Below are 14655 nucleotides of genomic sequence, written 5' to 3' on the forward strand. Positions count from 1 at the left end.
TCCTTCTCATTTCCAGAGCACGAGGTGTTCGACGATGGGCCCCAGGGCCAATGCCGGCACGTAGTTGAGCAGGCCGACCAGCAGCACCGTGCCGATCAGCAACGAGACGAACAGCGGGCCGTGCGTGGGCAGCGTGCCGCTGGTGACGGGCAGGCGCTTTTTGGCGGCCAGCGCGCCGGCCACGGCGAGCACCGGCACGATCATCGCGAAGCGGCCGAGCCACATGGCGAGCGCGAGCAGGCCGTTGTAGAAGGGCGTATTGGCCGACAGGCCCGCGAAGGCGCTGCCGTTGTTGTTGGCGGCCGAGGTCAGCGCGTACAGGATCTCCGAGAAGCCGTGCGCGCCGGGGTTGGCGATGCCGGCCTTGCCGGCGTCCGCGATCACCGCCACCGCTGTGCCGGCCAGCACCAGGATCGGCGTGACCAGGATGGCGATGGAGATCAGCTTCATCTCGCGCACCTCGATCTTCTTGCCGAGGTACTCGGGCGTGCGGCCGATCATCAGCCCGGCGATGAACACCGCGAGCATCGCGAAGATCAGCATGCCGTAAAGACCCGCGCCCACGCCGCCGAACACCACCTCGCCGAGCTGCATCAGTACCAGCGGCACCATGCCGCCCAGCGGGGTGAGCGAGTCGTGCATGCCGTTGACCGCGCCACACGAGGCGGCTGTGGTGATGGCCGCGAAGAGCGAGGAGGCATCGATGCCGAAGCGCACCTCCTTGCCTTCCATGTTGCCGCCGGCCTGCAGCGCGCCCTGCATCTGGTCGACGCCCAGGGAGGTCAACAGCGGGTTGCCGGCCTGTTCGGCGGGCGTGATGACCATCACGGCAACGACGAACATGACCGTCATCGCGGCGAGCACGGCCCAGCCCTGTCGCATGTCGCCCACCACATGGCCGAAGGTGAAGCACAGCGCGGCCGGGATCAGGAAGATCGCGAGCATCTGCAGCAGGTTCACCAGCGCCGTCGGGTTCTCGTACGGATGCGCCGAGTTGGCGTTGAAGAAGCCGCCGCCGTTGGTGCCGAGCATCTTGATGGCTTCCTGCGAAGCGACCGGGCCCATGGCGAGCGTCTGCGTCTTGGTGGTGGCGTCTTCCATCACCGGCTGGCCCTTTTCGTCCTTCAGGGGCTGGCCGTCGGCGCCGTTCTTCGGCTGCTGGAAGGCGGTGGTCTCCAGCGTGCTCACTTCCTTGTAGGCGTCGAAGTTCTGGATCACGCCCTGGCCGGCGAAAACGACGGCGAGCACGAACGAGATCGGCACCAGCACCCACAGCGTGACGCGCGTGATGTCGGCCCAGAAGTTGCCCACCAGCCCCTTGCCATCGCCGCGCCGCGCGAAGCCACGCACCAGCGCGAAGGCCACGGCGATGCCGGTGGCGGCCGACAGGAAGTTCTGCACCGTGAGGCCGAGCATCTGCGTGAGATAGCTCATGGTGGATTCACCGGCATAGCCCTGCCAGTTGGTGTTGGCCACGAAGCTCACCGCGGTGTTGAAGGCCGAGTCGGGCGACACGGCCGCCATGCCGGCGGGGTTGAGCGGCAGCCAGCCCTGCAGCCGTTGCAGCGCGTAGACGAAGATCGCGCCGATGGCATTGAAGGCCAGCAGCGCGAAGGCATAGCGCAGCCAGTGCATCGACTGCCCGGGCTTCGTGCCCGCGAGCCTGTAGAGCGGCGCCTCGACGCGCTGCATCCAGCGCGGCACGCGCTCGTTGCACAGCGCGGCGAGGAACTTGCCCACCGGCCACGCGAGCAGGCCCAGCAGGACCAGGAAAAGGGCCAGCAGGCCCCAGGCGGAGGAAGTCATTTCAGAATTCCTCCGCGCAGATCAGCGCGAACACCAGGTACGCGAAAAGAACCACGGCGATCAATGCGCCGAAGCCATAGAGAACTTCGAGGCTGATCACGATGACGCTCCATCGGCGGCGGCGACGTTCGACGCCTTCTTGTTCGATGGTTTCGGCGCATCGAGCCTTTCCAGCCCGACCACCATGGCCCCCACCACGGCCCACAGCGCCAGCAAGGCGCCCATCCAGACGATGTCCATGCATCACTCCTGCAAACGAGAAAGATGGGAGTCAGTCTCGGCAGTCGGGCGTCAAAACGGGGGAAAGAGTGGTGGGGTGGGCGTAAAGAAAGCGTAAAAACGCCGGGCGCGGGGGTCGTTTCAGCGCTTGAAGGCGGGAACCTGGACCGATGCGCAGGGCGATGTGTCCTCCGTCGACAGAATCACGTCGAAGGCGGCGTAGTTGCCGTCATTCATGGACCATTCCGGCGGATACACGTTCGACGAAACGTGCAGCTCCACTCCGTCAAAAAGCGTTCTCACCGCATGCGCCACCTCGGCGGCCCGGCGCTGCGCCAACTGCTTCGCCCCCGGCGCGGTGTTGCGCGCCACACCTTCGATGTCCACCTCGTTCGCGTGCGGATACAGGCGGCGGAAGTGATCCAGCCGGGTGGCGATCAACGCGATCTGGTCACGATCGAGTGTCGCGGAGCCCTCGGCGAAGACAACGACGGTCGAAACTGCGGGCTTGCATGCCTGCACCGCGCTGCAAGTGCTCAGTCCGATCAGGACCACAAGGAAGAGATGGAAGCCTCTACTCGGCATAAAGCACATACCCCACGATGCTGTCCGCGTTCACTCTTGCCTCACTCGGCTTCGATGCCATCAGCTTCAGACTCTGCTGCATCTGATAGACCGTATCGTTCGACGAGAACACGTCGTCGAAATGGGTCACCTCGTGAATGATCGTTGCCAGCTTCGAATCGATTCTGTAGGAGATATCGGGAAGCTCACAGAATGCGATCCCTATCCCGATCGTGCGCGTCTCGAGGTCAGGCTTGCACACTTCGGCGGCAAGACGATCGCCATTGCCTGAAGGAACGCAGCCGAGGCTGCGCATCAAGGCCTCCGAGTAGCGCACGAAATTGGCTTCCGTCAGGTCTTGCAGCACACGGATGCAGGATCTCAAACCGGCGTCCAGATAGTGGCGCAAGTCCTGGTCACTCTGGCCGAACCATTTGGCCACGCGTTCACGCTCAGGTTTGCCCCATTCAGCCAAGTCCTTGATGCGCTTCTCGATCAGGCCAACTGCCAGATCTCGCAGTCCGAGTACCTTCGTGGCGAACTCCTTGTTCGTCATGTTGGGACAGATGTTCTCTGTCTGCTCGGCTTCGGGCGGATGCTCCACCATGCCATCAACGAGCTTCTTGCTTGCGGCAACAGTCGCGGCGTCGCTCGTGAACCATCCCGGCACCGCCGTGAAGCGCGGCTCGAATTCATCCGCAGCCCAGGCCATTTCATCGTCGTAAGTCGGCGCATATCGCAGCCTGGAAACAAGCGGCGGCGGCACCGGGCAGTGGCACACCACCACGTCGCCTTCGAGAGCTATCTCGGCGCCGTGGAAACATCCCCTGCGAGGCCCGCCGGCCTTGGCAATGATGCCGACGCTGTTGCAGCCCTCGCAGTAGGCCCGCCCGCCGACGAGCGCGAAGCGGCTTTCGAAGACATCCGACATGTGGCCGTCATAGGGCAGTACTGCGCCGCCCGGCGCCGGTGGATCACCCACCACGATCACCTTCCGCATCATTTCCGTGAATCTCCAGGTTGAGGACAGCAACTTGTAGAGAGCCCGGGTTACGCCGCCACCAATCGCCGCGGGCAATTGCCGGCGGAGCGACTTTTTTCACGGCACCTGGTCGGCACGACTGGATGAGAGGACTGTCACAACCCGGCTGCCTCGCACGTCTTTGGTCTGCGGTATTTCCCGCTCAACCCCTGGAGACCCAGACATGCACTGCCTTGCGCAAATAGCCCCGGCCTATGACGGCCATTGCGATGCCTTCATCGACAGGCAACCGGCATCAACAAATAATCAAAGCACTTTCTTTGATTAATAATGGACGTCGTATGAACAAGCAATCAAGGGCCTGGCTGGGTGCCGGCCTCGCGACATTGGTATTGGGAGGCGCCGGCTTCGGGCTCGCCACGAAGCTCAGGCCGGCACATGCGGAGGGTGGAGGCGGCATGCCGCCCGCCAAGGTGGCGGTGGCCGCCGCGCAGAAGACGGAAGTGGCGCGCTTCCTCGGCGGCATCGGCACGCTGGAGGCCAACCGGCAGGTGGAGGTGCCGGCCGAGGTCGAAGGACGCATCGCGAAGATCCTCTTCACGCCCGGCGCCGAGGTGCGCGCTGGTCAGGTGCTGGTGCAACTCAACGACGCGCCCGAGCAGGGCGACCTGGAGCGACTGACGGCCCAGCGCGCCAATTCGAAGGCAGTGCTGGAGCGCACCCGCCGGCTGGTGCCGCAGCAGGCCGCCACGCAGGAGCAGCTCGAGCAGGCGCAGGCCGCGTTCGACCAGGCCAGCGGCGAGCTGCGCCGCGTGCAGGCGCTGCTCGACCAGAAGCGCATCAAGGCGCCCTTCGACGGCGTGCTCGGCATCCGCCGCGTCAACCTCGGCCAGTTCGTGCGGGCCGGCGACGCGCTGGTCTCGCTCACCGACAGCCGCACGCTGTTCGCCAACCTCACGCTGCCCGAAACCGCCCTGCCCGTGCTCAAGCGCAACCAGCAAGTGGCGCTTTCGGTCGATGCGTATCCGGGCCGCGTGTTCCAGGCCAGGCTGAGCACCATCGAGCCGCAGATCGGCAGCGACACGCGCACGGTGCGCCTTCAGGCCACGGTCGACAACGCCGACGGCGCGCTCGCGCCGGGCATGTTCGTCAACGGCCGGGTCGCGCTGCCGGCGCGCGCCGACGCGATCACCGTGCCCGAGACCGCCATCACCTACAGCACGCACGGCGACTCGGTGTTCATCGTGCTTCCCGCCGAGAAGGGCGGCGGCTTCTCCGCGAAGCAGGTCTTCGTGAAGGCCGGCGAGCGGCAGGACGGGCTGGTGGTGATCGAGAAGGGCCTCTCGCCCGGCGACAAGGTCGTCACCTCGGGCCAGCTGCGCCTGTACACCGGCGCGGCCGTCGCGCCCAGCGACAAGGACACGCTGTCGCTCACGCAGGAATCGAAGTCATGAAGTTCACCGACCTCTTCGTGCGCCGGCCCGTGCTGGCGCTGGTGGTGAGCACGCTCATCCTGCTGCTGGGCGCGCGCGCCCTGGGCGACCTGCCGGTGCGGCAGTACCCGCTGACCGAGAGCACCACGCTCACCATCACCACGCAGTACCCCGGCGCCTCGCCGGAGCTGATGCAGGGCTTCGTGACGCAGCCGATCGCGCAGGCGGTGGCGACCATCGAGAACGTCGACTACCTCTCGTCCTCGTCCACGCTGGGCCGCAGCGTGATCAGCGTGCGCATGAAGCTCAACGCCGACGCCAACCAGGCGCTCACGCAGGCGATGGCACAGGTCAGCCAGGTGAAGTACCGGCTGCCGGCCGAGGCCTTCGACCCGGTGATCCTGAAGTCGTCGGGCGAGGCGACGGCCGTGGCCTACGTGGGCTTCTCCAGCAAGACGATGCCGATGCCGGCGCTCACCGACTATCTCTCGCGCGTGGTGCAGCCGCAGTTCGCCTCCATCACGGGCGTCTCGGGCGTGGAAGTATCGGGCGGGCAGACGCTGGCGATGCGCGTGTGGCTCGACCCCAACCGCATGGCCGCGCGCGGCATCTCGGCCGGCGAGCTGGCCGACGCGCTGCGCCAGAACAACGTGCAGGCCGCGCCCGGGCAGGTGAAGGGCCTGTACGTGGTGTCGAACATCCGTGTGAACACCGACCTGGTGAACGTGGCTGAGTTCCGCGACATGGTCGTCAAGCGCGAGGGTGACGCCATCGTGCGCCTGGGCGACGTGGCCACCGTGGAACTCGGCGCGGCCAGCGCCGACAGCAGCGCGACCATGGACGGCGTGCCCGCCATCTACCTCGGCCTGCAGGCCGCACCCAACGGCAACCCGCTGGTGATCGTGAAGCGCATCCGCGAACTGCTGCCCGGCATCAAGCAGAACCTGCCGCCTGGCGTGGAGGTGCAACTGCCCTTCGAGCTGGCCCGCTTCATCGAGGCTTCCATCGACGAGGTGCGCCACACGCTGCTCGAAGCCATCGCCATCGTGGTGATCGTGATCTTCCTGTGCCTGGGCTCGGTGCGCGCGGTGCTGATTCCGGTGGTGACCATTCCGCTGTCGATGCTGGGCGCCGCCGCGCTGATGCTGCTGTTCGGCTTCAGCATCAACCTGCTGACCTTGCTGGCGATGGTGCTGGCCATCGGGCTGGTGGTGGACGACGCCATCGTGGTGGTGGAGAACGTGCACCGCCACATCGAGGAAGGCAAGTCGCGCGTGCAGGCCGCATTGATCGGCGCGCGCGAGGTGGCCGGCCCGGTGATCGCGATGACGCTCACGCTGGCCGCGGTGTACGCACCCATCGGCCTCATGGGCGGGCTCACGGGTTCGCTCTTCAAGGAGTTCGCCTTCACGCTGGCGGGCGCGGTGGTGGTGTCGGGCGTGATCGCGCTCACGCTGTCGCCGGTGATGAGCTCGTTCCTGCTGCCGCAGGACGCAACGGGCAGCCGCATGGCGCGCGCCGCCGAGAGCTTCTTCCACCGCCTGGCCACGGGCTACGGCAAGCTGCTGGACGTGTCGCTGCACCACCGCTGGGCGACCGGCATCTTCGCGGCGCTGGTGCTGGCGAGCCTGCCCTTCCTCTACAACGCGGCGCAGCGCGAGCTGGCGCCCGGCGAGGACCAGGCCATGGTGCTCACGGCCATCAAGTCGCCGCAGCACGCCAACATCGACTACGTCGAGAAGTTCGGCAAGAAGTGGGACGACGTGTTCGCCTCGCTGCCCGAGAACACCGGCCGCTGGCTCATCAACGGCTCCGACGGCGTCTCCAACAGCATCGGCGGCGTGCAGCTGTCCGACTGGAAGGACCGCAAGCGCAATGCCGACCAGATCCAGGGCGACACGCAGGGCCGCATGAACGAGGTGGAAGGCAGCAGCGTCTTCGCCTTCCAGCTGCCCTCGCTGCCGGGCTCGACCGGCGGGCTGCCGGTGCAGATGGTGATCCGCAGCGCGGGCGACCACCGCACCGTGTTCGAGGCCATGGAGGCACTGAAGAAGTCGGCGCGCGACAGCGGCAAGTTCATCGTGGTCGACAGCGACCTGGAGTTCAACAACCCCACGGTCGAGATCCGCGTGGACCGCGCCAAGGCCAACAGCATGGGCGTGACGATGAAGTCCATCGGCGACACGCTGGCGGTGCTGGTGGGCGAGAACTACGTCAACCGCTTCGGCATGGACGGCCGCTCGTACGACGTGATCCCGCAGTCGCCGCGCGAGCAGCGGCTGACGGCCGAGGCGCTCTCGCGCTACTTCGTGAAGAGCGCGAGCGGCCAGCCGGTGCCGCTGGCCAACCTGGTGCAGCTGTCGACCAGCGTGGGGCCCAACAAGCTCACGCAGTTCAACCAGCTCAACGCGGCCACCTTCCAGGCCATTCCGGCGCCGGGCGTGACCATGGGCGACGCGGTGGCCTTCCTGAGCGAGGAGGCGAAGAAGCTGCCGGCCGGCTTCAGCTACGACTGGCAATCGGATGCGCGGCAGTTCACGCAGGAAGGCTCGGCGCTGGTGATGGCCTTCGTGTTCGCCATCGTCGTCATCTACCTGGTGCTGGCGGCGCAGTACGAGAGCCTGCGCGACCCGCTGATCATCCTGATCAGCGTGCCGATGTCGATCTGCGGCGCGCTGGTGCCGCTGGCACTGGGCTTCGGCACCATCAACATCTACACGCAGATCGGGCTGGTGACGCTGATCGGGCTCATCAGCAAGCACGGCATCCTGATGGTGGAGTTCGCCAACGAGATCCAGATGAACAAGGGCCTCGACCGGCGCTCGTCCATCGAGGAAGCCGCGCGCATCCGGCTGCGCCCCATCCTGATGACCACGGCCGCGATGGTGGTGGGCCTGGTGCCGCTGCTGTTCGCGAGCGGCGCGGGTGCCAACAGCCGTTTCAGCATCGGCCTGGTGATCGTGGTCGGCATGCTGGTGGGAACGCTGTTCACGCTGTTTGTGCTGCCCACCATGTACACGCTGCTGGCGCGCGACCACCGCGCGGAGGGCCGCTCGCAGCGCGCGGCCGAGCTCGAGGCGCTGTCCGAAGGAGCATGACCATGAGACGACTCTTTTCCTACACGGCTCCCTTCGCCTTGAGCCTGCTGGTGCTCGCCGGCTGTGCCGTCGGGCCCGAGTACAAGGCCCCGGCCGACGCGCCGGTGGCCATCCGGGCGCCCGAGCGCTCGCTCTTCGCGAACGACGCGGTGCAGCGCGACTGGTGGAGCCAGCTCGACGATCCGCAGCTCGATGCGCTGGTCGACCGCGCCCTGGCCGAGAACCACGACATCCGCATCGCGCAGGCCCGGCTGCTGGAGGCACGCGCCGTACAGACCGAGGCCGAGCTCGACCGCCTGCCCGTCGTCACCGCGAGCGCGAGCAAGACGCGCAGCATCGCGCAGGGCAACAGCGGCGCGCGGCCCGATGTGCGTTCGCTGTCGCAGAGCAGCCGTGCCGGCTTCGACGCCTCGTGGGAGATCGACCTGTTCGGCCGCCTGAAGCGGCTCGACGAGGCCGCCACCGCGCGCGCCGAGGCCAGCGCGGCCGACCTCGAGCAGGTGCGCATCGTCGCGGTGGCCGAACTGGCACGCAACTACTACGAGATGCGCGGCGCCGAGCAACGCATCGCCGTGACGCGCCGCACCCTCGACAGCCTGCGCCAGAGCCTGCGCGTGACCGAAGCGCAGGTGCAGACCGGGCGCGGCCTCGAAGGCGACCTCGCGAGCGCGCAGGCCAACCTGGCGACCACCGAGAGCCAGTTGCCCGCGCTGGAGACCACGCGCCGCCAGTCGGCCTACCGCGTCGCGGTGCTGGCCGGCCTGCGACCCGGCGAGCTCGAACCGATGCTGCAGCCGCGCCCGCTGCGCGTGCTCGACAAGCGCCTGCCGATCGGCGATCTGGCCGAGCTGCTGCGCCGCCGCCCCGACGTGCTGCGCGCCGAGCGCGGCCTCGCGGCCAGCACGGCCGACGTGGGCGCGGTCACGGCCGAGCTGTATCCGCGCTTCGACATCGGCGGCTTCCTGGGCTTCATCGCCCTGCGCGGCTCCGACCTCGGCAGCTCGTCGAGCCGCGCCTTCAGCGTGACGCCGGGCGTGAGCTGGCCGGCCCTGCGGCTGGGCTCGGTGAAGGCCCGCGTGCGCGGCGCCGAAGCACGCGCCGAGGGCGATCGCGCGCTCTACGAGCAGACCGTGCTGCGCGCCATCGAGGACGTGGAAGGTGCCCTCACCGGCTACGGCCAGAACCAGCTGCGCCTGCAGCGACTGGTGGAGGCCTCGGCCCGCAGCAGCCGTGCCGCCGAGCTGGCCGAGGTGCGCTACCGCGAGGGCGCCGCGCCCTACCTGAGCGTGCTCGACGCGCAGCGCACCCTGTTGCGCGCGCAGGACGCCGTGGCCGAGGCCGAAACCGCCTCGTACACCAGCCTCGTCGCGCTTTACAAGGCACTGGGCGGCGGCTGGCAAGCACCCGCGGTGGCAGGGGGAGCGCCAACCACCTGACAATGGTGCTGTTTTCCATGTCCGAAGCCGCCGCCATGTCCGCCCCCGATGCAAAGCCAACCTGGATGCCGCACCAGCCGGCAGACCGCATCCTCTCGACGCTCAAGACCCGCGGCGCGCTCGGCATTCCCGACATCGCCAAGGTGCTCAACGTCACGGTGGAGGCGGTGCGCCAGCAGATGGCCAAGCTGGAGGCCGAGGGGCTGGTCGACTCCGAGAGCCGCTCCAGCGGCCGGGGCCGGCCCACGCAGATCTGGCGGCTCACCGGGGAAGGCCACAAGCGCTTTCCCGATACGCATGCCGAGATGACGGTGCAGATGATCAGCGCCGTCATCAGCGTGTTCGGGCAGAAGGGCATGGACCAGCTCATCACGGCGCGCGAATCGACCATGCGCGCCAACTACACCGAGGCCATGCGCGGCGCGCGCAGCCTCAAGACGAGGCTGGAGCGGCTGGCCGAGATCCGCAGCCGCGAGGGCTACATGGCCGAGTTCCGGCCCGACGAAGAAGGCAGTGGCTTCCTGTTCATCGAGAACCACTGCCCCATCTGCACCGCCGCACAGGCCTGCACGGGCTTCTGCCGCAGCGAACTGCAACTCTTCGACGAAGTGCTGGGGCCCGACGTGAGCGTCAGCCGCGTCGAGCATGTGCTGGCGGGCGCGCGACGATGCGCCTACCGGGTCGAACCCAAGGCGAACGCCTGAATCCTTTTTCTTTTTTCACAACCACCCACGAGGAAATCACGATGGAACACAAGCTCCCACCCCTGCCCTACGCGCTCGACGCACTGGCACCCGAGTATTCGAAGGAAACCCTCGAGTACCACTACGGCAAGCACCACAACGCCTACGTGGTGAACCTCAACAACCTGCAGAAGGGCACCGAGTTCGAGTCGATGACGCTCGAGGAGATCGTCAAGAAGTCCAGCGGCGGCATCTACAACAACGCCGCCCAGATCTGGAACCACACCTTCTTCTGGAGCTGCATGAAGCCCCAAGGCGGCGGCGCTCCCACCGGCGCGCTGGCCAAGGCCATCGAAGCCAAGTGGGGCAGCTACGACGCCTTCAAGGAAGCCTTCGTGAAGTCGGCCGTGGGCAACTTCGGTTCCGGCTGGACCTGGCTGGTGAAGAAGGCCGACGGCTCGGTGGACATCGTGAACACGGGCGCCGCCGGCACGCCGCTGACCACCGCCGACACCGCGCTGCTGACGGTGGACGTCTGGGAGCACGCCTACTACATCGACTATCGCAACCTGCGCCCGAAGTTCGTCGAGACCTTCCTGGCCAAGCTGGTCAACTGGGACTTCGCTGCCAAGAACTTCGGCTGATCGTTCGCCGGATCGATCAGTCGTTGATCAGGTTCAGGATGTTCCCGTCCGGGTCCTTGAACCACGCGACCTTCATGTCGCCCATGACATGGAGGTCGCCCACCAGCTTCGTGTCGGGCATGTCGTAGTGCTCGAAGCGCACGCCCCGGGACTTCAGCGCATCCACGATGCGCTCGATGTCGCCGTCGACGGACCACGTCACGGCCGTCGCCTGGTTGGTGCCCGCGAACTGCGAGCGGTACACGTTGATGCGCGTGTTGCCGCTGCGGTAGACGATGACCTCGTCTCCCTCCGCATCGACCTGCGACAGGCCCAGCGTGTCTTCGTAGAAGCGGCGGGCCGTGGCGAGGTCTTTCACCGCCAGGTTGGCCACCGCGTTGATGTTTCCGAGCATGCGAGTCTCCTTCCAGGCCCGGTGCGCCGCGGAAGGGCGTCGGGCTTGCCAAAAATACTCAACCATGCGGTGCAGTATTTGCGTCGGACGGGGCGCTGTCAAGGCATCGGAAAATGGGCCCCCGCAAGTCGATACGTGCCCCATCGCGAATGAAGAAATCCTTCTTACGCGGCTTCCGGCACACTGCACCCCCGGTGCAGTGACGACGGCAACGACTGCAACCCCGAATCGACTCCGACAAAGAGACAACCCATGATCCGCAGACACCTCGGCAAGCTGGCCACCTCGCTGGCCTTTTCGCTGGCACTCCCGCTGGCCTTCACGGCCACCGCCCACGCACAGGCCACGGCCTACCCCGCCAAGCCCATCCGCATGGTCGTGCCCTTCCCGCCCGGCGGCGGCACCGACATCCTCGCGCGCCTGGTGGCCCAGAAGCTCACCGAGGTGAAGCACTGGACCGTGGTGCCCGACAACCGCGCGGGTGCCGGCGGCACCATCGGCATCGCCGAGGCTGCGCGCGCCGCGCCCACGGGCTACGACATCGTGATGGGCCAGAAGGACAACATGGTCGTCGCGCCCTGGCTCTACAAGAACCTGAGCTACAACCCGGTGAAGGACCTCACGGCCGTGGCCCACGTGGCCTACACGCCGGTGGTGATCGTCACGCAGGTCAACTCCAAGTTCAAGACGCTCGACGACGTGGTGAAGGCCGCGCGCGCCGCCCCCGACACCGTCACCTACGGCTCGCCCGGCAACGGCACCACCATCCACCTGGCTGGCGAGATCTTCAACAGCGCCGCCAAGATCAAGATGCGCCACGTGCCCTACAAGGGCTCCAACGCGGCCATGATGGACGTGCTCGCGGGCAACGTCGACCTGATGGTGTCGTCGGTGCCATCGGCCATGGCGCAGATCAAGGCCGGCAAGCTGCGTCCGCTGGCAGTCACCTCGGCCAAGCGCAGCACCTCGCTGCCCGACACGCCCACCGTGGCCGAGCTGGGCTACAAGGACTTCGACGTGAGCACCTGGTACGGCCTCTTCGTGCCGGCCGGCACACCGAAGGACGTGGTGACGGCACTGAATACCGAAGTCAACAAGCTGCTGGCCACGCCCGAGATGAAGGCGGCCATCATCGCCCAGGGTGCGGAGCCGCAGAGCATGACGCCCGAGCAGTTCGGCGCGCTGCTGAAGACCGACTACGAGAAGTGGAAGGGCATCGTGCAAGCCTCGGGCGCGACAATCGAATAAGGCCACGCGCCGCAGAATGGTGTCTCCAGAACAGGCCGCAACGCCGGCACGGAGACACCGATGGTTCCTTCCCTTCCCCTGAAGACGGCCGCCCTCGCGGCGGTCGTCGCTCTCTTCCAGGGCTGCGCCCAGACGCCCAGGCAGACGTCCGCGCAGAAACCTTCAGACGCCACCGTCGCCGCCCACGTCGCGGCAGCCACGAAGGCCGCGGGCACCGACCTCGGGCCGCTGCTGTCGCTGTGCAAGCCCGCTCCCGCCACGCGCCCGCCGCAGGAAGAGCTAGACAAGGGCCTCCCGCTGCTCATCAACAAGCCAGCGCCGCCGCCCGGCAAGGCCTTCGACAACCTGTACTTCGTGGGCGCCGACTGGGTCAGCGCCTGGGCCATCAAGACCTCGGACGGCATCATCCTCATCGATGCGCTCAACAACCAGGTGGAAGCGGCCGCGCTCATCGAAGGCGGCATGCGCAAGCTGGGCCTGGACCCGGCGCAGATCAGGTACGTGATCGTCACGCACGGCCACGGCGACCACTACGGCGGTGCGCCGTACCTCGCGCAGAAGTACCGCGCGCGCGTGGTGATGAGCGAGCCCGACTGGACGATGACCGAGACCAAGCTCGAATTCGCCACGCCCATCTGGGGCGCGCCTCCGAAGCGCGACATCTCGGTGAAGGACGGCGACCGCGTCACGCTGGGCGACACCACCGTCACGCTCTACCTCACGCCGGGCCACACCATGGGCACGCTCTCGCCGGTGTTCGACGTGAGCGAGAAGGGCCGCAAGCACCGCGCCATGCTCTGGGGCGGCACCGGCTTCAACTTCGGCAAGGACGTGCCGCGGCTGGACAGCTACATCGCGTCCACGAAGCGCATGGACTCGATCGTGAAGACTCAGAACATCGACGTGATGCTGTCGAACCACTCGAACGTCGACAGCTCGCAGGCCAAGCTGGCCGCGCTGCGCCAGCAGCCCGCGGGCTCGGCAGCCAACCCCTTCGTGATGGGCACGCCCACGGTGGAGCGTGCGCTGAACGTGATGGGCGAGTGCGCGCAGGCGCAGCGCGACAGGTTCGCGATGCAGTGAGCGGGCGCCGGGCTCAGTCCGGCGTGAACTTCGCGTTGAAGATGGCGACGTCGGGCTCCAGTTCGAAGGTCGCCACCTGCCCCATCTTCCCGTCGCTCATGCGGCAGGCCGAGAACAGGCTGTAGCGCCCCTTGAAGCCGAACTCGTTCATCACGATCAGCGCGTAAGGGTGCGGCACGAACACCTGGTGCTCGAACACGATGCGGTGCACGTTGCGCGGCGAGGGAAAGAGCTTGTACTCGCCGGTGTCGATGGCCTGGGCCGTTGCCATGGAATCGCTCTCCTTTTCCGCTCAGTCGGGGTCGCGCACGTCGGCCACGGGCTTCGCACCGAAGTCCGCGCGCGCCAGGTACTTCAGCACCTTGGCCGCGGCCGTGGCGGGGCTATCGAGCATGCCTTCGTTCTTCATCTTCTCGAAGCGCGTGCGGTCCGGGAACTTCTCTGCCGATGCGCCGCGCAGCTGCACCTGCATGTCGGTGTCGATCACGCCGGGCGCGAGCGAGACGATGCGCGCGCCATTCGGCGCGTTGGCCTCTTCCAGCGCCACGGAGCGCGAGAAGTGGTCCATGCCGGCCTTCGCCGCGCAGTAGGGCGCCTGGCTGCCCATGGCGTTGCGGCCCAGGCCCGAGGAGATGTTCAGCACCTTGCGCGCGCCGCGCCATTCGCGCGTGGCGCCGAGGAAGGCCGCCGTCAGCAGCATCGGCGCTTCCAGGCCGATGCGCAGGGCCAGCGACAGCTCGGACTCCACCGCGCGCGACAGCGGCGCCGGATTGCCGACCGTGCCGGCGTTGTTGATGAGCGTGACGCTGTCGAAGCGCTGCGCGTCGACGGTCTTGAGCCAGGCCGACAGGCGTTCGGCTGCGGCCACGGGATCGGACAGGTCCTGCTCCCATTGCGTGAGCTCGGCGCCGCCGGCCTTGGCAGCTTCGGCCAGCGCGGGCGACTGCTTGCGCGAAATGCCGATCACCGTATGGCCGGCCTGCAGCAGCTGTTCGGCCATGGCCTGGCCCAGGCCGCGCGAGGCGCCGGTGATGATGGTGAGATGGGAGGTGGACATGGAGATTG

At 67.2% G+C, this 14655-nt stretch carries 15 protein-coding genes; 7 read left to right on the forward strand and 8 right to left on the reverse strand.

Annotation, left to right across the window (positions count from 1 at the left end; translation table 11 throughout):
• Positions 1-6 precede the first annotated feature (6 nt).
• From kdpA to SFB74_RS31230, 5 genes are all read right to left on the reverse strand, one after another.
• The gene (gene kdpA, locus SFB74_RS31210) at positions 7-1806 is read right to left on the reverse strand and encodes a potassium-transporting ATPase subunit KdpA (RefSeq protein ID WP_432728241.1); all 1800 of its coding nucleotides are present in this window, start codon (positions 1804-1806) and stop codon (positions 7-9) included.
• Between the two features lies 1 nt (position 1807).
• Positions 1808-1906, reverse strand: coding sequence for a K(+)-transporting ATPase subunit F (kdpF, locus tag SFB74_RS31215; RefSeq protein ID WP_019657711.1), 99 nt, complete (start codon positions 1904-1906; stop codon positions 1808-1810).
• A complete protein-coding gene (locus tag SFB74_RS31220; RefSeq protein ID WP_432728242.1) occupies positions 1903-2046 on the reverse strand; it encodes a hypothetical protein in 144 nt (47 codons plus the stop codon). Before SFB74_RS31220 ends, kdpF begins: the two co-directional genes overlap by 4 nt.
• Before the next feature lie 120 nt (positions 2047-2166).
• A complete protein-coding gene (locus SFB74_RS31225) occupies positions 2167-2580 on the reverse strand; it encodes a hypothetical protein (protein WP_432728243.1) in 414 nt (137 codons plus the stop codon).
• A 19-nt stretch (positions 2581-2599) separates the two neighbouring features.
• Positions 2600-3592 carry a M35 family metallo-endopeptidase gene (locus SFB74_RS31230; RefSeq protein ID WP_432728244.1) on the reverse strand — a complete coding sequence of 331 codons (993 nt, stop codon included), beginning with the start codon at positions 3590-3592 and terminating at the stop codon, positions 2600-2602.
• Between the two features lie 320 nt (positions 3593-3912).
• On the opposite strand from SFB74_RS31230, the gene SFB74_RS31235 reads away from it, so the two are divergent.
• The 5 genes from SFB74_RS31235 to SFB74_RS31255 are packed head-to-tail and all read left to right on the forward strand — an operon-like array spanning position 3913 to position 10865.
• Positions 3913-5025, forward strand: coding sequence for an efflux RND transporter periplasmic adaptor subunit (locus tag SFB74_RS31235; protein ID WP_432728245.1), 1113 nt, complete (start codon positions 3913-3915; stop codon positions 5023-5025).
• Positions 5022-8102, forward strand: a complete 3081-nt coding sequence (locus tag SFB74_RS31240) for a MexW/MexI family multidrug efflux RND transporter permease subunit (RefSeq protein ID WP_432728246.1) — start codon at positions 5022-5024, stop codon at positions 8100-8102. Before SFB74_RS31235 ends, SFB74_RS31240 begins: the two co-directional genes overlap by 4 nt.
• Positions 8099-9538 (forward strand): efflux transporter outer membrane subunit, encoded by a 1440-nt coding sequence (locus tag SFB74_RS31245; protein ID WP_432728247.1) that lies wholly within the window; start codon positions 8099-8101, stop codon positions 9536-9538. Before SFB74_RS31240 ends, SFB74_RS31245 begins: the two co-directional genes overlap by 4 nt.
• A 35-nt stretch (positions 9539-9573) precedes the next feature.
• Complete coding sequence (locus tag SFB74_RS31250; protein ID WP_432732028.1) at positions 9574-10242, forward strand: helix-turn-helix transcriptional regulator; 669 nt, start codon at positions 9574-9576, stop codon at positions 10240-10242.
• 41 nt (positions 10243-10283) lie between these two features.
• The gene (locus SFB74_RS31255; RefSeq protein ID WP_432728248.1) at positions 10284-10865 is read left to right on the forward strand and encodes a superoxide dismutase; all 582 of its coding nucleotides are present in this window, start codon (positions 10284-10286) and stop codon (positions 10863-10865) included.
• A 16-nt stretch (positions 10866-10881) separates the two neighbouring features.
• On the opposite strand, the gene SFB74_RS31260 is transcribed toward SFB74_RS31255, so the two are convergent.
• Entirely contained in the window at positions 10882-11259 is a 378-nt protein-coding gene (locus SFB74_RS31260; protein ID WP_432728249.1) for a VOC family protein, read from the reverse strand.
• Between the two features lie 252 nt (positions 11260-11511).
• On the opposite strand from SFB74_RS31260, the gene SFB74_RS31265 reads away from it, so the two are divergent.
• Positions 11512-12507: a Bug family tripartite tricarboxylate transporter substrate binding protein gene (locus SFB74_RS31265; RefSeq protein ID WP_432728250.1), complete on the forward strand. Its 996-nt coding sequence runs from the start codon at positions 11512-11514 to the stop codon at positions 12505-12507.
• A gap of 60 nt (positions 12508-12567) precedes the next feature.
• On the forward strand, positions 12568-13590 hold the full coding sequence (locus tag SFB74_RS31270) for an MBL fold metallo-hydrolase (protein WP_432728251.1): 1023 nt from the start codon (positions 12568-12570) through the stop codon (positions 13588-13590).
• A gap of 13 nt (positions 13591-13603) precedes the next feature.
• Here SFB74_RS31270 and SFB74_RS31275 read toward each other — a convergent pair whose 3' ends face one another.
• Together SFB74_RS31275 and SFB74_RS31280 are read right to left on the reverse strand one after the other, a co-directional pair.
• Positions 13604-13861 (reverse strand): hypothetical protein, encoded by a 258-nt coding sequence (locus SFB74_RS31275; RefSeq protein WP_432728252.1) that lies wholly within the window; start codon positions 13859-13861, stop codon positions 13604-13606.
• 21 nt (positions 13862-13882) lie between these two features.
• Entirely contained in the window at positions 13883-14647 is a 765-nt protein-coding gene (locus tag SFB74_RS31280) for an SDR family NAD(P)-dependent oxidoreductase (RefSeq protein ID WP_432728253.1), read from the reverse strand.
• Between the last annotated feature and the right edge of the window lie 8 nt (positions 14648-14655).

Origin of the sequence: Variovorax xiamenensis (assembly GCF_050916385.1) — a bacterium.
Classification (GTDB): domain Bacteria; phylum Pseudomonadota; class Gammaproteobacteria; order Burkholderiales; family Burkholderiaceae_C; genus Variovorax.